Below are 16,296 nucleotides of genomic sequence, written 5' to 3'. Positions count from 1 at the left end.
GAAAACGCCGAACAGCGCTCCGGGAGCCGGAACGCTGTCGGGAAAAGACACAGGGAGAACACCCGGTGGTCTTTCGGCCTCCGGGTGTCTCTCACTCGTATTCGGAGTGAAGCCGCCTAACGCCGGCCGGACGTCCCGTCTTCACGGTCGTCTCCGGAGCCGTAGTCATCGGCGTAATCGGCGTACCGCTCAGCCAGTTCGTCATAGGAGTCGTTGGCGTCGTCATCGTGGTTGGAGTCGTCTCTGACTCCGAGCTCGTCGCGAAGACGCTCAAGATCAGTGCCACCGCTGTTGTACTTCAGCTGGCGAGCAACCTTGACCTGCTTGGCCTTTGCTCGGCCGCGCCCCATTGGCTCGACCCCCTCGTGTGGGGTCGTGCCCGACCCCTCGTCGCTAACGCACCACGCACTGACGCCACCTGACTTGAGGCGTCAGCTCTCGTTCGACTACAACCGTACCCGTTTTACGCCCGGCTCGGTACGCCGTATGGGCGTGATGGGCTAGCGGCCCAGCCAAATGCCCCTAATTCGCCCGACTTCCGACATTCTGCGCTCCGCTAGCCTATCGGCTGCGACCGCCGGAGGGATGCCATCCTCGTCCGCCGTCACGAAGATCTTGAGAGTCGTGTCGAAGATCTGGGTGGCCTTTGCCTTCGCACGGTCCATGTCGAACCCGTGGATCTCGTCGGCCACCTGGATGACGCCGCCGGAGTTGACCACGTAGTCGGGCGCGTAGAGGATTCCGCGGTCGGCGAGCTCCTTCTCCACCCCCGGGTGCGCGAGCTGGTTGTTCGCCCCACCACACACGATCTTGGCTCGCAGCCTGGCCACCGTCTCGTCGTCGAGTGCCCCGCCCAGGGCGCACGGCGCGTAGACGTCGATGTCCGCGCCGGTGAGCGCGACCTGGTCGGCGACCACCTCGACCCGCGGGTGCCTGGTGCGGACCCGCTCGACGGCCCGCTCGCTGACGTCGCAGACCACGACCTCGGCCCCGGCCTCGACGAGGTGGTCGACCAGGCGGTGACCGACCTTGCCGACGCCCTCGACGCCGACCCTCCTGCCGCGCAGGTCCGACGTGCCGTGGACGTGCTCGACGGCGGCCCGCATGCCCTGGAACACGCCGTAGGCGGTCAGGATCGAGGAGTCGCCCGCTCCGCCGTTGGCCAGTGTGCGGCCGGTCACGTATGAGCTCTCGCGGGCCACGAGGTCCATGTCCTCGCTGTAGGTGCCGACGTCACAGGCCGTGAAGTAACGGCCGCCGAGGGACTGCACGAACCTGCCGTAGGCGCGCAGCATGGCCTCGTTCTTGTCGGCGGAGGGGTCTCCGATGATGACGGCCTTGCCGCCGCCGAGGTCGAGACCGGCCAGGGCGTTCTTGTAGGCCATCGCCCGGGAGAGGTTGAGCACGTCGGTCAGGGCCGCCTGCTCGCTGGCGTAGGGGTAGAACCTGGTACCGCCCAGGGCAGGGCCGAGGGCGGTGTTGTAGATGGCGATGATGGCTCGCAGGCCGCTGTGCTCGTCGGAGCAGAACACGACCTGCTCGTGCCTGGCCTGGCTGTTCGCTGGGCTGGTGTCCTTGTGGGACAGCCCGAAGACGTCGGTCACGGTGGTGGCTCCCGGTCGTCCGTCCGCCGCTCCGTTGCGGCGGAGATCACCCTCAGCGTAGCCAGAACCATGTAACGAGCCGCGATCGCGCCCCTTGGGTCTCACCAGCCGAGACGCCCTGGACGACGGAACTCCTCACGACGACGGCACCGGACAACGACCTGCCCTTCGTGACACGATGCGGACGTGCTGCCCTATGCCGCGTACCTCCGTGTCTACGAACCGCTGACCGCGTTCGCCCCGCCGGAACGCTCATCCTGGGCCGCCTACGCCGAGGCCACCGACCGGCCTCGCCGCGCGGGCGCGCTCCACGCCGAGCACGGCGAGGCCGTACGGCGCCTCCTCGGGGTGCCCCCGTCCCCCGCTCCCGCCCAGGAGAGCCCCAACGCCTACCTCAGACGTGTCGAGGACGTCCTCTACGTCTGCCCGTGGCAGAGCCGGCTGAGATCGTGGCTGGCCTTCTCCCGCTTCCGTGGCTCGACCCCCGCGAGGCTGATGGAGCGGTTCGTACCGATCTCCGTCGCCGAGCAGACGGCCGACGACTTCGACAAGTTCAAGCGCCGTGGCGGGGCCGCCGCGTTGCGCACCCACATCCGTACCTCGACCTGGCACGTTCCCACGTCGTGGTTCGTCCCCTTCGACGGCAACGAGCGCTGGCTCGTGCTCGAAGGAGAGGGAGACCCCGAGGGCACGACCACCACGAGGAACCTCATCTACGTGACGTCCATGGCCCACGCCAGGCGGCGCTGCGCCCGCGCCCTGCAGATCATCCGCAGGCAGGTCGGCGAGGTCGCGGTCGCCGCCGAGGTCGAGGAGATCGCCCGCTGGCTTGAGGAGTTCCACCCGCACTCGCTCGTGGAACTCGACTACGGCGGCATCGTCCATCTGATGGGCGACGACAAGCTCCAGGCCGACCAGTCGGTCGCGGAGATCGCCGCCGCGCTGACAGGTCTGGAGAACGGCGAGGAAGAGTTGGCCTACGCCATGTACCAGCGCGTGATCCTCCGCTGGAGATCAATACAACTTCTCGAATCAGCAAACTGAGTCGCAAATCATCCCTCTGACCTGCATAAGTAGGTTCGTCGATGACCGGTGACACGTCTACGAACTGAGTAGTTTGCCGTTTTCACTGCGATACCACGAAACGTGTCGCTAGAATCACCGAGCGTGACAACAACAGGTGCACAAGAGAGATGAGCCACTCAAAGGCTCGCCAATCGCTCTACGTGGCTGTATGGTCACATCGGGTGATGCCGCATATGGCCCGAACAGCCGCACGCAAGGGGCCATAGGGGGACAACATCCGTGACAAGCGTCAAGTCGCAGGATCGCTGTCGCCGGTCCACATGGAGGAGAGGCCGCACAAATGTCAGCTCGTACACCCGAGGCAGAGCCGCTGCTCACCCCGGCGGAGGTCGCAACCATGTTCCGGGTCGATCCCAAGACCGTCACCCGGTGGGCGAAGGCCGGGAAGCTAACGTCCATTCGCACACTCGGCGGACACCGCCGCTACCGGGAAACCGAGGTTCGCGCGCTGCTGGCGGGGATTCCGCAACAGCGCTCGGAGTAAGACGGGGGCCGTCACGGACCTAGGGGGGATCCAGCGCGCGCTCACGTCGGATTCGTGAGCGCGTGAGGCCACACGGGTTATGTGGGATGCGGCGTCGCCCGCCCGGCGCCGCCCCACATCGTCCCGTACGGCCCGGCCCCGAAACCTGGTCCCACCCCTGCCCCGGCCCCCATACTCCGCCCACACGCTCCGTAACCAACGGCCCGCCCGGTGATCTTCCGAGCCGGTCACGGTGCGTGTTCGGAGACCAGGTTCTCCAGCAACGGCACGACCCTCGGGTCGTGACCGGCCGCCACGCGGAGCGTGGCCACCATGTGGTCGACCAGTATGCGCTCGACCACCCGCCGGTCGACGTCGCGGCGCTCCAGCCAGTCGAGGGCCGTCGTCTCGACCGAGGCGATCCACGAACGCAGCGTGATCCGCAGGACGGGTCCGGGCTCCTCGACCCGCAACAGCCTCATCACCAGGCCCAGCAGGCGGTGCCGTACCCCGTCGACGATCTCGCCGACCTCGCCGCTGCGGTTGGCGGGGCCGCCTCTGACCAGTGCAGCGAAGCCTGTGGCGCGCTCCTCGACGAAGTCGAAGTAGCGTTCCAGCCCCACGGCGAGCCGCTCGACCGGGCCGCCGTTCTCGCTCGGTTGCAGACGCGCCTCAAGCTGGTCCGCCGCGCTGCGCAGCGCGGCCACGTAGAGCTCCTGTTTGCCGCCGAAGTAGTGGTAGACCAGCGCCCGCGACGTGCCCGCGGCCGAGGCGACGTCGTCGATGGAGACGTCCTCCGCGTCGCGCGCGCCGAACAGCTCAAGGGCCGCCGCCACGAGCTCCTCACGCCGCCGGTCGACGCTGAGCCTGCGCCGTGCGGGACGCGCGCCCCGCCCCGCGGGTCTGTCCCGTTCCCGTTCCTCGGCCCCGGATATCGAACCCACGTCCCGCACACTAGCCGAGCCGATCAAGGGGTGGCAGGGAGAAACAAGAGTCGTTTTCTGGGCTTTCGCCGTGGTGAGCCGCCATCTGGGTGACCGGAGTGGGGGGAAAGATCCAGGAAACAGCCTTCAGGCCGTACCCGATTCGTAACTCGATCGTTTTGAGTGACAGGTGCCCATCCACCACTTCCCGGGGGAGAGCCATGTCAGGACCACCGGTCAACACCACCGTCACCCGAGCGCGCGAGTTCGCCGACCCCGTCCTACAGGACGGCGCGGGGCCGCGTCCACGGCCCACGATCCGCAACGTGGCCGAGCGCGCCGGTGTCTCCAAATCACTGGTCTCGCTCGTGCTACGCGGATCGCCGCACGTCAGCGAGCACCGGAGGCAGGCGGTGCTCCAGGCGGCCAGAGAGCTCGGATACCGGCCGAACGCGGTCGCCCGCAGCCTCGTCGAGGGCCGCACCCACCTGGTCGGGGCGCTCGTCGCCGACCTGCACAACCCCTTCTACGCCGAGTTCCTCGACGGCCTGCAGGAGAGCCTGCACGGTGACGGCCTGCGGCTGCTCATCGGCAACAGCCAGTGGGACCCGGCCTTCGAGGACGAGGCGGTCGAGGCGTTCCTCGAACTGCGCGTCGACGGCCTCGTGCTGCTCGGCATCGCGCCCACCAGCGAGACGCTCGTCGAGGCCACCGGCTACACGCCGACGGTCGTGGTCGGCGAACGTGACATCGAGCTGGGCGGCGTGGACATCGTCGTGGACGACGACCAGCTCGGGGCGCGGCTGGCCATCGACCATCTCGTGGAACTCGGCCACCGCAGGATCGCCCACATCGAGGGCACCCGGTTCTCCTCGGGCCGCTTCCGGTGCGAGGGCTACCTGGTCGCGATGCGCAGGCACGCGCTGGCGCCGTACATCATGGTCGAGCAGGGCGAGTGCACCGAGGAGGGCGGGGCGGAGGCGGCGCGCAGGCTGCTGACCCGTGACCCCCGTCCCACCGCGATCTTCGCCGCGAACGACACGGTGGCGATCGGGGTACTCGCCGCCGCCGCCGAGCTTGGCCTGCGGGTGCCCGAGGACCTGTCGGTCGTGGGATACGACAATGTCCACCTCGCCGGGACCCAGCCGATCTCGCTGACGACCGTCGACCAGCCCCGCAGGGCGATGGGGCGCTCCGCGGCGGCGCTGCTGAGCGACCGGATCGGCGAGCCGGGCAAGGTCGCGCGGCTGCGCGAGATCACTCCCAAGCTCGTCGTACGGCGCAGCACGGGCCCCGCGCTGCCGTAGGGAGCCTGCCTGGAGCGTTACAGGTCCAGGCGGGCCCCAAGTCCCCGTCAAAAGCAGGTCAATCCTCGATGTCGCGAAGACACGCGGGTGTTGACTGCGATGTGACGAGGGGGTAGCAATGCGTGATCCTGAGCTGATTTCGTGCGCCCAACGGGCGGCCGCCGAGCTTGAGCGGGCATGGGCGCACTGGCGGGCCACCAGAGGGCGCGGCGAGGACACGGGCGCCGAGTCCGTCGCGAGCTACGTGGCCCATTCGATCGATCACCCCTGGGGCCGTCCGCGTGTGGTCCTCGGGCTGGACGCGGACGACGCCAGAGAACTCGCCGCTCTGCTGCAGAAGCAGGAGACGAGCGAGCGTGTCTGGTGACCGCCGGGGTCTCGGCGAGGTAACGGTCCCGGGCCACGTAGGTTGGGTGGTTGACGGTTCCTTCAAGGAGGATGAGCGTGACCAGCAAAGCACTCGTGGCCACTCTTGCTCTGTGCGGCCTTGGCGTCGCCGCCTGCGGCGGCACCACGGGCGGCACCGGCGCGGCCCCGGCGCAGAACGGCGGCCCCGCCACCGGTACGGCCTCGCCCGCCTCCGCGCTGTCGGAGCGGACGGCGACCCCGGCTCCTGAGACCCCGGCGACGGGCGGGAGCGTTCCCGCGGACCCGCTGAAGGGCAAGGTCGTGGTCATCGACCCGGGCCACAACGGGCAGAACTACCGGCACCCGGCGGAGATCAACAAGCAGGTCGACGTCCTGACCAAGAAGAAGGCCTGCGACACCACCGGCACCGAGACCAACAACGGTTACACCGAGGCGGCCTTCACCTGGGACGTCTCCCAGCGCCTGGCCAAGATCCTCAAGAGCAGGGGCGCGACGGTCAAGCTCACCCGGCAGAACAACTCGGGCTTCGGGCCGTGCATCACCGAGCGGGCCGCGGTCGGCAACAAGGCCCACGCCGACGCGGCGATCTCCATCCACGCCGACGGGGCTCCCGCCAACGGTCACGGCTTCCACATCATCATGCCGAAGAAGATCAACGGACCGGTCGACCCGGTGGTCGAGGCGTCCAAGAAGCTCGGCATCGACGTACGGAACGCCTACAAGGCGGGCACCGGGACGGCCTACTCCACCTACATCGGCGACAAGGCCCTCGACTCCCGCAACGACCTGGGCGGCCTGAACCTCTCCACGGTCCCGAAGATCTTCATCGAGTGCGGCAACATGCGCAACGCGGGGGACGCGGCGAATCTCCAGAGCCCGGCGTTCCGCCAGAAGGCCGCCCTCGCCCTTGCCAACGGGCTGCAGAACTATCTCAAGTAATGCGCGATCATGTTCGATTTGACATGATCTGATGCATGAATGCGCCGTTGCCACGTCCTGTCGCCTTCGAAACCTCCACCGACTCGTTCGAGCTCTCCCCGGGAGCTCCCGTCGCCGGCCCCGCCGATCTGGCCGGGGCCGTACGGCTGGCACTGTCCGTGCTCGACCTGAGGCCCGCGGGGGCGGGAGAGGCCGGAGCGGTCACGGTCGAGCACGACGCCGCGCTGGGCCACGAGGCCTACACGCTTGAGGTGACGGGCCAGGGGGTGCGGATCGCGGCAGGCGACCGCCAGGGGGCGTTCTACGCGGGCCAGACGCTGCGGCAGCTGCTGCCCGACGCGGCCTTCCGCGCCTCCCCCGGTGAGGACTGGAGCGTTCCCGGTGTCACCGTGCGGGACGCGCCGCGCCTGGCGTGGCGCGGGGCGCACCTGGACCTCGCGCGGCACTTCCTGCCCAAGCGGGAGGTGCTCAGGATGATCGACCTCATGGCGGTCCACAAGCTGAACCGGCTCCACCTGCACCTGGTCGACGACCAGGGGTGGCGGGTCGAGAGCCGGGCCTACCCCCGGCTGCACGAGGTCGGCTCACACCGGCCGCGCACGATCGTCGGGCACCACGAGGACGCGCCGGTCTACGACGAGGTGCCGCACGGCGGGTACTACACGCTGGACGACCTGGCGGAGATCTCCGGATACGCCCGCGCGCGGGCCGTGACGGTCGTGCCCGAGATCGACGTTCCCGGGCACGCCTGCGCGATCCTGGCGGCCTACCCCGAGCTCGACGCGCGGGCGACCGGCGGTAGGACCCCCGAGCCGTTCACCGTGCTCGACCGCTGGGGCATCTCGACCGCCATCCTGTCCCCGCTGCCGTCGACCGTCGACTTCCTGACCGTCGTCATCGACGAGATCCTGGGGGCTCTCGGCGAGACGCCGTACGTGCACATCGGCGGGGACGAGTGCGTGCTCGACGACTGGGCCGCCTCCCCCGAGATCGTCGCCTTCCAGGCGGAGCTCGGCCTGGAGAACGTGGGCGACCTGCACGCGTGGTTCCTGCGCAGACTCGCGGACGTGCTGGCCGAGCGGGGCAGCAGGGCCGTGGTGTGGGACGAGGCCTTCGTCAGCGGCATGCTGCGGCCCGACACGATCGTGATGCCCTGGCGCGGCCCCGGCGTGGCGCGGCGGGCCGCGCAGGCCGGGCACGACGTGGTGCAGACCCCGGTCTTCCCGCTGTACTTCGACTACGCGGAGGCGGCCTCCGAGGAGGAGCCGCTGGCCATCGGCGAGACCATCACCGTCGGCGACGTCGTGGCCTACGAGCCCGCGCCGTCGTCGTGGACGGACGCGCAGCGGGAGCACGTGATCGGGGCGCAGTTCCAGCTGTGGAGCGAGCGGCTGCCCGACGCCAGGGCGCTCGACTACCGGGCGTGGCCCAGGGGCTGCGCGCTGGCCGAGATCGCCTGGTCGGGCACGCCCGGGGCCGACTTCGACGCCCGGCTCGAACGGCACCTGCGCAGGCTGGACGCGCTCGGCGTCGAGTACCGCCCGCTGTCCGGGCCGCGCCCGTGGCAGCTCGGCGGCGCCGGTCCGCGCCGCCACCGCCCCGGCTTCGTCAACGTAGAGGACGTCATGAAGCGCCTTGAGGGCATGACCCACGACGCCGACTCGACCCGGCCGAGCATGTGACGGTACGGCCCGGCACCGGGAACCACGACCGGTCCCCGGTGTGAGGGTCACGGCCCTCGCGAGAGATCGTCCCCGCCGTGGCCCCGGCTCCCGTGGAGGCCGGGGTCACGGGCTCCACGAGGGTGGCCGTGGACGTCGCGGCGGGAGGGCCGGACGGACGAGGGGCGTGGGGTGCGGGGCGCGGGGCGCGCCGGGGTCGGCGGGTGGCGCCGGGGGGCATGCCGTACGAGAAACGGGTGGGCGGTCAGCCCTCCACCTTGTAGCCGGCCTCCTCGATGGCGGCGCGGATGGCGGCGTCGTCGAGGGCCTCACCGGAGACGTCGACCCGGCCGCTGGCCAGGTCGACCTCGACGCCGGTCACGCCGGGGACCTCACCGACCTCCTCCTTGACCGAACTCACGCAGTGGCCGCAGGTCATGCCGGTGACGGTGTATGTGCTCAGGCTCATCACGCCTCCAGGTGTCGAGGTTTACCCTCCCAGGGTATTACCTCAGCCCGCGGTGCGGCCGATGATCTGGCGCACATCCGTGACACGGTGCCTCCGCAGGCGCCGTGACAGGTCGCGGTTGATCCGCCAGGCCCACAGCGGTCCTTCGTAGATCATGCCGGTGTAGCCCTGCACCAGGGTCGCCCCGGCCAGCAGGCGCTCCCAGACGTCGTCGACGCCCTCGACGCCGCCGACGGAGACCAGCACGAGGCGGTCACCGACCCGTGCCCTGAGCCTGCGCAGCACCTCGATCGAACGGGCCCGCAGCGGACGCCCCGAGAGGCCGCCCGTCTCGGTGCTGCTCACGCCCTGGCGGCTGATCGTGGTGTTGGTGGCGATGACGCCGTCGAGCCCGAGTTCGAGGGCCAGGTCGGCGACGGCGTCCACGTCCTCGTCGGCCAGGTCCGGTGCGATCTTGACGAGCAGCGGGGTGCGCCTCGGCGTGCCGTCGGCGACCTCCTTGACCGCCCGCAGCAGGGGACGCAGCAGTTCGACGGCCTGCAGGTCGCGCAGACCCGGGGTGTTGGGCGAACTGACGTTGACCACCAGGTAGTCGGCCAGCGGGGCGAGCTCCTTGGCGCTGGTCACGTAGTCGTCGACGGCCTGGGACTCGGGCACGACCTTGGTCTTGCCGATGTTGACGCCGACCACGACGGGGACCCCGCGGGTCCTGCCGAGGGCCTTGGCCGCGGCGACGGCACCGGCGTTGTTGAAGCCCATCCTGTTGATGATCGCCCGCTCCCTGACCAGGCGGAACAGCCTGGGCCTGGCGTTGCCCGGCTGGGCGTGCGCGGTGATCGTACCGACCTCGACGTGGCCGAAGCCGAGCGCGGACATGGCCTCGACGCACCTGGCGTCCTTGTCGAACCCCGCCGCGAGCCCGAAGGGGCTGGGGAAGTGCACGCCGAAGGCCTGCACCCGCAGGGCGGGATCGCGCGGGGCGAGCCTGCGGTGGACGAGCCGCTTGACCACGGGGGCCACCGACAGCAGGCGCAACCCACCGACCGTCAGGTGGTGGATGTCCTCCGGGTCGATGCGGCTGAGGACCTGCGTGAACACGATTCGATACATCACGGATCAGGGTAGTCCCCCGGCGGGACGCGGCCCGCCCCGGCCATGCCGTACGGGATCGGAGCGGCGTGTCCACGAAGACGTCACCGTGTCGCGGGTCCGGCGGGCACCGTATATTGCCGTCAACAGATCGTTAAGCGTTCGGCAAACTGGGGGCGGCAGGGTGTGGACATGAGCATCCTGTCACGTTCGACCATCATCCGCAGGCGCCGCGCCCTGGTGCACATCGTGCTCAGGGACATGGCCGAGACCGGTGACACCACGGTCCCTCCGTGGTGGGAGGCGGACATCGAGCAAGAGTTCGGCGGCCTGAGCGGGTTCCTGGCCGAACTGAGCCGCCAGTGGTGGACGGCCTACGCCGCGCACCTGGACGCGCTGATCGAACTCGGCTGGGACGAGCCCGCCCAGGCGTGGGCCGACGTGGCCGAGCAGATGCCGCAGTTACGGGCGGTGCTCGACTCCTACCTCGACGAGTCAGCCTTGGCCGAGGCCGAGCGGCGGCACTGCGACGTGCTGCGCTGGACCACCCGGCGGGAGAGCAGAAGCGCCGCTTGAAGAGCGTTCCGGGAGTCCCTGCCTGAGGATCTCTGATCGAGACGGCCGGGCCCCGCAGCGCCGATGGCGCGCCGTTCCCGCCGTGCGCGGGTCGAATCCCTGGCATATCCGTCCCCTTTCGGGTAGCGATGGATGATGGCCAGGACACTCGGAGAGCGCAGCCGTCAGGATTCCGACCGCCGCCTGGGGATGCGGCTGACGTTCGCGGTCGGGGCCGTGGCACTGTTCTCGGTGCCGTTCGTCCTGTTGCTCGTGCTCGTGCTGATCTCCTTCGAGCCGTTGAACGACCTCGACGAGACGATCGCCACCGGACTGCACGCCTACGTGCTGGCCGACCCCGGCTACGCGCGCCTTCTCGGGGCGTGGACCGACATCCTGGGCCCCAACACCTGGCGTGTGCTCGTGGTCGCCGTCGCGGCCTGGGCGTGGTACCGAGGAGCGCGCCGCCCCGCGGTCTGGGCGGTCGTCACGATCGCGGCCAGCGGTGTGCTGAACGTGTTGATCAAGGAGGTCGTCAACCGGGCCAGGCCTGTCCTGCCGGACCCGGTCTCCTGGGCACCGGGGTCGTCGTTCCCCTCCGGGCACGCGATGGCGGCGGCCACGGGGGCGAGTGTGCTCGTGCTGATGCTGCTGCCCCGGCTGAGGGGCCCGGCGTCCAGAGCCGCCGCCTGGACTCTCGCCGCGGTGCTGGCGGTCTTCGTGGCGTACACGCGGGTCGCGCTCGGCGTCCACTGGTTCAGCGACGTGATCGCGGGGCTCGCGCTGGGGGTCGTGGTGACCGCGGGGACGACGGCGGGGTTCGAGCGGTGGCGGCGGGAGGAGGGGCGCAGGCCCGCGGAGCCGTACGTCGAGGGGGTCGAGCCGGAGGCGTTCTCCCGGGGTGACCGCGAGTAACCGTCACGGTGGTGTCGTCCCCGGGTTCGAACGTCGTGATCTCCTTCCGATGGCTCTCACCTGAGGAAACGTCGCCACAGATTCTGACAAAGATCAGCAATGGGTGCCGTCAATCTAGTGATATGCCACCGTTTACTGAATTTTCCACTCAAAGCCGGGGGGCGACATGGATGATGAAGGCAAAAAGGTTTGTTGCCAGAGTCACACCGCTCGATCCCCCACACTGGTCCTTCGAAAGCCCACAATGGCCATCGCAGGGTTCGTGACACATGGATAAGATCAAGAAAAATCACCCAATATCACGATCTGTGCGCATTGGACTACTTTAGGCTACGAAGTAGGATAGAAATCCTTAATGGAAGATTAAGTATTTTCCAGCAAGGAACCAGCAGCCGGCCGGACATCTAAGGTTCGACGGCTAACCCTCGAAAGGAAGCCGTCCCATGGATCGACAGCCGATTGTCTGCAATACCTGCACGGGTGTTCTTCTCACCACGGACTCCCGTGACTACACCCCGCAGCGCGGACGCCTGATCGTCACCAACGGTTACTGCTCCTGCCCGGCCGCACAGAAGGCCGCCTCCGTGGTCGTCTCGGCCGCCCTGCCCGCCGCTCCCGAGCCCGTCGCGCAGCGCCCGGTGCCCGAGACGGCGATGGCGAGCGCCTGAGCCACATGCTCGGACGCCTCGTACGGCCTGGCGGCCGTGACGCGTCGGCCCCGGTAGTGCTTTAGTGCCCCATGGTGCCCCGCGGTGTTTCAGCAGTGCCCTGGAACACCCCGGTAGTGCTCCAGGGGTGCTCTCAGCCGTACAGGGAGGCGACCACGGCCAGACCGCTCGTCCCGGCCGGCCCTGCCAGTCCGGCCAGGGCAGGGGCGGCGGTGATCCGGTTCCTCGTGGGAGAGACGCTGACCGGCGTCACACGTGGGGCGTTCCGCACTTCATGGACGGTGTCGGGAGCGTCGCTCCTGGGTACTCAGAGGCGGGATCGCCTCGACGCGAAGCGCCGGAAGTAGGCATGATCTAGGCTCATCAGCGAGAAACCATTGAAGGCCGGGCGGCCGGGACGGGGTGCACGTGGTCGCGGAGGACGTGGAACAGCCGGCCAGGGGCAGCGACAAGAAGAAGGGCTCTCTCTGGCGGGAGTTGCCCATCATGATCGTGGTCGCCCTTCTGCTGGCCCTGCTGATCAAGACCTTCATCGTCCAGGCGTTCTACATCCCGTCCGGATCGATGGAGAACACGCTCCAGATCAACGACCGGGTCCTGGTCAACAAGCTCGTCTACCGGGTGCGCGACATCGAGCGCGGTGACGTGGTGGTCTTCTCCGGCGTCGACTCCTGGCAGGACGAGGTCGAGTTCGAGGAGCCCTCGAACCCGGTCACCGGCGCCCTCAACTGGGTCGGCTCCCTCTTCGGCCTGGTCCCCACGGAGAAGGACTTCATCAAGCGGGTCATCGGCGTCCCCGGTGACAAGGTGAAGTGCTGTGACGGTCAGGACCGCATCACGGTCAACGGCGTCCCCCTCGACGAGAAGGCCTACCTGTTCCCGGACAACAAGCCCTCGACGACGCCGTTCGAGATCACCGTGCCGCCCGGGCGGCTGTGGGTGATGGGCGACCACCGGATCGTCTCGGCGGACTCGCGCGCCCACCAGGGTGACCCCGGTGGCGGCGCCATCCCGATCGACCATGTGATCGGCCGCGCCTTCGTGATCGTCTGGCCGTTCTCGCACGCCGGCATCATCTCCATCCCCGACACCTTCTCCCAGCCCGCGCTGAACGCGACGGCCGCCCTCGGTTCCGAGGCTCCGCTGTTGCTCGGCGCCGCGGTCGCGGTGCCCCTCGTCCGCCTGCGCACCCGCAGACGGCTGCGCCGCCGCCGCTGACTCCCCGGTAGGCCCCTCCGGTAACCCCCGATTCCCCCGCGAGGCCGTGGGGGAGGTTTTACGGCGTGGTGTTCCCCCTGGTCAGCGAAGTACGACAAGGATGGAAACAGGGGACATGGGGGAGGCAGCACGATGCAGTACAACGCCGACCAGCGGCCTGTGGTCGCCGGATACGACGGTTCCGAGGCGAGTGAACGGGCGCTCAGGTGGGCCGCCGAGGAGGCCCGGCTGCGTTTCGCCCCGTTGGTCGTCTGTCACGCCTGGCAGTGGTCCCAGGGAACGCCGGTGCCACTGGCCAGCATGGAGACCGTGCAACGCCTCGGTAGTCAGGTGCTCGACAAGGGCGTCGACCTGGCGCGGCGGCTGGCTCCCCGGATCGAGGTCAGGACCTCGCTCGACCTGGGCTCGCCGTCCGTCGTCCTGATGAGCGAGTCCGGCGCCGCCGACCTGCTGGTGGTCGGCAGACGTGGCTCCGGCGGCTTCGCGGAGCTGCGGATCGGCTCGACGGCCGTACAGCTCGCCGCGCACGCCTACTGCCCGGTCGCCGTCGTCGGGGAACGGCCCGGCCCTCCGACGAACCTGGTGGTCGTCGGGGTCGACGCGACCGCCCCTGAGCGGCTGGAGCTGCGGCTGGCGTTCGAACAGGCGTGGCTGCGCAAGGCGTCGCTGCGGGCGATCTGCCTGCTCCCCGAGGAGGCGCGGGACACCCGGGAGTACATGGTCGGCTTCCGGCGGGCCGTCTCGATCCTTGAGGAGAGATACGGCCAGGTGAACGTGGAGACCACCGTCGTGGACGACGCCCACGTCGCGGCCCTCCAGCGGGCGGCCCAGGACGCGGACCTGGTGGTCGTCGGGGACCGTGGCTGGGACGACCCGGCCGAACTGCCGCTCGGTGTGCTCTGCCAGGCGTTGCTGCGCGGGGCGCCCTGCCCGGTCGTCGTGACCCCCTCCCACCGGCCGCTCAGCGCCTCGCGATAGCGCCGGGCCCGCCCAGCGCCTCCCTGACGTTCCGAACGCGTCCCGGTGGCCGGGTCACAGGGGGTCGGTCGCCGGGTTGCGCCACGTACGGCCGCCGAACCTGCCGCGTTCCGCCCTGATGATGTGGATGACCGCGTTGATGAGGGCCAGGTGGGTGAAGGCCTGGGGGAAGTTCCCCAGGTGACGCCCGCTGAGCGGGTCGATCTCCTCGGCGTAGAGGCCGAGCGGGCTGGCGAAGGAGAGCACCTTCTCGCAGAGCCTGCGCGCCCTGCGGTGCTCCCCGATCTCGGTCAGGGCCGAGACCAGCCAGAACGAGCAGATCGTGAAGGTCCCCTCCTCACCGGTGAGGCCGTCGTCCGTCTCCTTGGGCAGGTAACGCAGCACCAGGTCGTCCACGGTCAGCTCGTCGGCGACGGCGAGCACGGTGTCGCGGACCCTGGGGTCGTCCGGCGGCAGGAAACCGACCAGCGGGATGAGCAGGAGTGAGGCGTCCAGGGTGTCGGAGTCGTAGTGCTGCCTGAAGACCCCCCGCTCGCTGACGCCGTTGGCGCACACGTCGGCGTGGATCTCGTCGGCGATCTGCCTCCAGCGGGCGACCAGGGTCGCGTCCTGGCGGAGCCTGGCCAGCCGTACTCCCCTGTCCACGGCGACCCAGCACATGACCTTCGAGCTGGTGAAGTGCCGCGGTTCGCCACGTACCTCCCAGATGCCCCGGTCGGGCTCGCGCCAGTATCTGATCGCGGACTCGACCTGCCGCCGCAGCACCGGCCAGATCCGCTCGTCGAGACGGTCCCTGGACCGGGTGTGGATGTAGAAGGAGTCGAGGACGGCTCCCCAGACGTCGTTCTGCCGGTGGTCGTAGGCGGCGTTGCCGACCCGGACGGGCCGGGAGCCCTCGTAGCCCTCAAGGTCGTCCAGGACGTGCTCCGTGAGGACGCGCTCGCCGTCGACGCCGTACATGACCTGCAGTTCCTCGTCGCGTTCGGCGACGTCGGCGATGAACCAGAAGAAGTCGTCGGCCTCCCAGTCGAAGCCCAGCGTGTACAGGCCCCACAGGGCGAAGGTCGAGTCCCTGATCCAGCTGTAGCGGTAGTCCCAGTTGCGGTCGCCACCGGGTGTCTCCGGCAGGGAGGTGGTCGCCGCCGCGACCAGGGCGCCGCTCGGGGCGAAGGTCAGGCCCTTGAGGGTGAGGGCGCTGCGTTCGAGGAAACTCCGCCACGGGTGGTCGGGGAAATCTCCCCTGGCCAGCCAGTGCTGCCAGTGGTGCGCGGTCCACACGAGCCTGTCGTACGCCTCGTCGAAGGTGTAGGGCGGCTCGTGGGCGGTCCAGGTCAGCGCGCAGAAGCGGGTGTCGCCCTCCTTCAGGAGGGTGCGCGCCGTGGCCCGCGTCGCCTCGAAGCCCAGCCGCATGTCGGTGGTGAGCCTCAGTTCGAGGGACTCCCCCTCGGCCCTGGCGACTCCCTGGTGGTAGCCCCGGTCGGTGTAGGACCAGCGGCCGGGGGTGCGGCCGTAGCCGAACATGGGTTCGCAGTCCAGGGTGACCTGCGCCTCCCCGCTGACGCAGCGCACCGTGCGCAGCAGGACGTGGCTGGCGTCGTAGTCGGTCGGCGCCCTGCGGTGGGTGTGGGACAGCTCGTCGTCGTGGTGCCACGGGCCGACGACCAGCAGGTCGCGCACGACGATCCAGCCGGTCGGGGTGCCCCAGCTCGTCTCCAGGACCATGGTTCCCGGCAGGTAGCGGCGTGCCGCGGGGACCCTGATGTCGGCGGGGCCGAGGCGGAAGCCCCCGGCGTCCCGGTCCAGGAGGGTGGCGAACACGCTGGGCGAGTCGATCCGTGGCAGGCACAGCCATTCGACGTTCCCGCTCGGCGCGACCAGGGCCGTCGTCTCACAGTCGGACAGGAACGCGTAGTCCGCGATCGGAGGGAACGGAGAGCAGTCGCGGAGCACACCTGTCAGGGGGTTCACCGTCATCGGATCCCGCCTTCCCGACCTGCCGCGAGCCGGTCGTCTCCTTCCACTCTAGGCACGAAACCGCAGGTGAGAAAGGCC

18 protein-coding genes are annotated in these 16,296 nt (G+C 69.4%); 11 read left to right on the top strand and 7 right to left on the bottom strand.

Annotated elements, in window-relative coordinates:
• Positions 1-116 precede the first annotated feature (116 nt).
• Together ACFYY8_RS40055 and ACFYY8_RS40050 are read right to left on the bottom strand one after the other, a co-directional pair.
• Positions 117-350 (bottom strand): DUF3073 domain-containing protein, encoded by a 234-nt coding sequence (locus ACFYY8_RS40055; protein WP_390050338.1) that lies wholly within the window; start codon positions 348-350, stop codon positions 117-119.
• 150 nt (positions 351-500) lie between these two features.
• Positions 501-1,604 carry a Leu/Phe/Val dehydrogenase gene (locus ACFYY8_RS40050; RefSeq protein ID WP_390050337.1) on the bottom strand — a complete coding sequence of 368 codons (1,104 nt, stop codon included), beginning with the start codon at positions 1,602-1,604 and terminating at the stop codon, positions 501-503.
• Between the two features lie 186 nt (positions 1,605-1,790).
• Here ACFYY8_RS40050 and ACFYY8_RS40045 point away from each other — a divergent pair, with 186 nt between their 5' ends.
• Positions 1,791-2,648: a hypothetical protein gene (locus ACFYY8_RS40045; protein WP_390050336.1), complete on the top strand. Its 858-nt coding sequence runs from the start codon at positions 1,791-1,793 to the stop codon at positions 2,646-2,648.
• A gap of 322 nt (positions 2,649-2,970) precedes the next feature.
• The gene (bldC, locus tag ACFYY8_RS40040) at positions 2,971-3,174 is read left to right on the top strand and encodes a developmental transcriptional regulator BldC (RefSeq protein WP_013133571.1); all 204 of its coding nucleotides are present in this window, start codon (positions 2,971-2,973) and stop codon (positions 3,172-3,174) included.
• A 227-nt stretch (positions 3,175-3,401) separates the two neighbouring features.
• On the opposite strand, the gene ACFYY8_RS40035 is transcribed toward bldC, so the two are convergent.
• Complete coding sequence (locus tag ACFYY8_RS40035; RefSeq protein ID WP_390050335.1) at positions 3,402-4,097, bottom strand: TetR/AcrR family transcriptional regulator; 696 nt, start codon at positions 4,095-4,097, stop codon at positions 3,402-3,404.
• Positions 4,098-4,297: 200 nt separating this feature from the next.
• Between ACFYY8_RS40035 and ACFYY8_RS40030 the strand changes: the two genes are divergently transcribed.
• The 4 genes from ACFYY8_RS40030 (at position 4,298) to ACFYY8_RS40015 (ending at position 8,373) form a co-directional block, all read left to right on the top strand.
• Positions 4,298-5,383, top strand: a complete 1,086-nt coding sequence (locus tag ACFYY8_RS40030) for a LacI family DNA-binding transcriptional regulator (RefSeq protein WP_390050334.1) — start codon at positions 4,298-4,300, stop codon at positions 5,381-5,383.
• A gap of 118 nt (positions 5,384-5,501) precedes the next feature.
• Positions 5,502-5,750, top strand: coding sequence for a hypothetical protein (locus ACFYY8_RS40025; RefSeq protein ID WP_390050333.1), 249 nt, complete (start codon positions 5,502-5,504; stop codon positions 5,748-5,750).
• Positions 5,751-5,827: 77 nt separating this feature from the next.
• On the top strand, positions 5,828-6,691 hold the full coding sequence (locus ACFYY8_RS40020; protein ID WP_390050332.1) for an N-acetylmuramoyl-L-alanine amidase: 864 nt from the start codon (positions 5,828-5,830) through the stop codon (positions 6,689-6,691).
• Between the two features lie 35 nt (positions 6,692-6,726).
• Positions 6,727-8,373: a beta-N-acetylhexosaminidase gene (locus ACFYY8_RS40015; RefSeq protein ID WP_390050331.1), complete on the top strand. Its 1,647-nt coding sequence runs from the start codon at positions 6,727-6,729 to the stop codon at positions 8,371-8,373.
• Positions 8,374-8,617: 244 nt separating this feature from the next.
• On the opposite strand, the gene ACFYY8_RS40010 is transcribed toward ACFYY8_RS40015, so the two are convergent.
• A complete protein-coding gene (locus tag ACFYY8_RS40010) occupies positions 8,618-8,821 on the bottom strand; it encodes a heavy-metal-associated domain-containing protein (protein ID WP_390050330.1) in 204 nt (67 codons plus the stop codon).
• A 42-nt stretch (positions 8,822-8,863) separates the two neighbouring features.
• A complete protein-coding gene (locus tag ACFYY8_RS40005; RefSeq protein ID WP_390050329.1) occupies positions 8,864-9,931 on the bottom strand; it encodes a quinone-dependent dihydroorotate dehydrogenase in 1,068 nt (355 codons plus the stop codon).
• Between the two features lie 171 nt (positions 9,932-10,102).
• Between ACFYY8_RS40005 and ACFYY8_RS40000 the strand changes: the two genes are divergently transcribed.
• From ACFYY8_RS40000 to ACFYY8_RS39990, 3 genes are all read left to right on the top strand, one after another.
• The gene (locus tag ACFYY8_RS40000; RefSeq protein WP_390050328.1) at positions 10,103-10,486 is read left to right on the top strand and encodes a hypothetical protein; all 384 of its coding nucleotides are present in this window, start codon (positions 10,103-10,105) and stop codon (positions 10,484-10,486) included.
• 132 nt (positions 10,487-10,618) lie between these two features.
• Complete coding sequence (locus ACFYY8_RS39995; RefSeq protein ID WP_390050327.1) at positions 10,619-11,380, top strand: phosphatase PAP2 family protein; 762 nt, start codon at positions 10,619-10,621, stop codon at positions 11,378-11,380.
• A 443-nt stretch (positions 11,381-11,823) separates the two neighbouring features.
• Complete coding sequence (locus tag ACFYY8_RS39990; protein ID WP_390050326.1) at positions 11,824-12,048, top strand: hypothetical protein; 225 nt, start codon at positions 11,824-11,826, stop codon at positions 12,046-12,048.
• A gap of 133 nt (positions 12,049-12,181) precedes the next feature.
• Here the strand turns inward: ACFYY8_RS39990 and ACFYY8_RS39985 are convergent, their stop codons facing one another.
• Positions 12,182-12,319 carry a hypothetical protein gene (locus ACFYY8_RS39985; protein ID WP_390050325.1) on the bottom strand — a complete coding sequence of 46 codons (138 nt, stop codon included), beginning with the start codon at positions 12,317-12,319 and terminating at the stop codon, positions 12,182-12,184.
• A 137-nt stretch (positions 12,320-12,456) separates the two neighbouring features.
• On the opposite strand from ACFYY8_RS39985, the gene lepB reads away from it, so the two are divergent.
• A complete protein-coding gene (gene lepB, locus ACFYY8_RS39980) occupies positions 12,457-13,266 on the top strand; it encodes a signal peptidase I (RefSeq protein WP_390050324.1) in 810 nt (269 codons plus the stop codon).
• A gap of 132 nt (positions 13,267-13,398) precedes the next feature.
• Positions 13,399-14,244, top strand: coding sequence for a universal stress protein (locus ACFYY8_RS39975; protein ID WP_390050323.1), 846 nt, complete (start codon positions 13,399-13,401; stop codon positions 14,242-14,244).
• Between the two features lie 54 nt (positions 14,245-14,298).
• Here the strand turns inward: ACFYY8_RS39975 and ACFYY8_RS39970 are convergent, their stop codons facing one another.
• Positions 14,299-16,218 carry a glycoside hydrolase family 15 protein gene (locus ACFYY8_RS39970; RefSeq protein ID WP_390050322.1) on the bottom strand — a complete coding sequence of 640 codons (1,920 nt, stop codon included), beginning with the start codon at positions 16,216-16,218 and terminating at the stop codon, positions 14,299-14,301.
• Positions 16,219-16,296: the final 78 nt, after the last annotated feature.

The sequence above is a fragment of the Streptosporangium sp. NPDC001559 genome, assembly GCF_042893955.1.
Lineage (GTDB): Bacteria > Actinomycetota > Actinomycetes > Streptosporangiales > Streptosporangiaceae > Streptosporangium.
The sequence above is the reverse complement of the archived record's forward strand: the minus strand, read 5'-3'. Positions and strand labels throughout refer to the sequence as shown.

Excerpts from the sequence above, each read along its gene's own strand:
- ACFYY8_RS40055 (WP_390050338.1), bottom strand. The coding sequence starts at position 350 with ATGGGGCGCGGCCGAGCAAAGGCCAAGCAGGTCAAGGTTGCTCGCCAG.
- bldC (WP_013133571.1), top strand. The coding sequence starts at position 2,971 with ATGTCAGCTCGTACACCCGAGGCAGAGCCGCTGCTCACCCCGGCGGAG.
- ACFYY8_RS40030 (WP_390050334.1), top strand. The coding sequence starts at position 4,298 with ATGTCAGGACCACCGGTCAACACCACCGTCACCCGAGCGCGCGAGTTC.
- ACFYY8_RS40025 (WP_390050333.1), top strand. The coding sequence starts at position 5,502 with ATGCGTGATCCTGAGCTGATTTCGTGCGCCCAACGGGCGGCCGCCGAG.
- ACFYY8_RS40015 (WP_390050331.1), top strand. The coding sequence starts at position 6,727 with ATGAATGCGCCGTTGCCACGTCCTGTCGCCTTCGAAACCTCCACCGAC.
- ACFYY8_RS40010 (WP_390050330.1), bottom strand. The coding sequence starts at position 8,821 with ATGAGCCTGAGCACATACACCGTCACCGGCATGACCTGCGGCCACTGC.
- ACFYY8_RS40005 (WP_390050329.1), bottom strand. The coding sequence starts at position 9,931 with ATGTATCGAATCGTGTTCACGCAGGTCCTCAGCCGCATCGACCCGGAG.
- ACFYY8_RS40000 (WP_390050328.1), top strand. The coding sequence starts at position 10,103 with ATGAGCATCCTGTCACGTTCGACCATCATCCGCAGGCGCCGCGCCCTG.
- ACFYY8_RS39995 (WP_390050327.1), top strand. The coding sequence starts at position 10,619 with ATGATGGCCAGGACACTCGGAGAGCGCAGCCGTCAGGATTCCGACCGC.
- ACFYY8_RS39990 (WP_390050326.1), top strand. The coding sequence starts at position 11,824 with ATGGATCGACAGCCGATTGTCTGCAATACCTGCACGGGTGTTCTTCTC.
- ACFYY8_RS39975 (WP_390050323.1), top strand. The coding sequence starts at position 13,399 with ATGCAGTACAACGCCGACCAGCGGCCTGTGGTCGCCGGATACGACGGT.
- ACFYY8_RS39970 (WP_390050322.1), bottom strand. The coding sequence starts at position 16,218 with ATGACGGTGAACCCCCTGACAGGTGTGCTCCGCGACTGCTCTCCGTTC.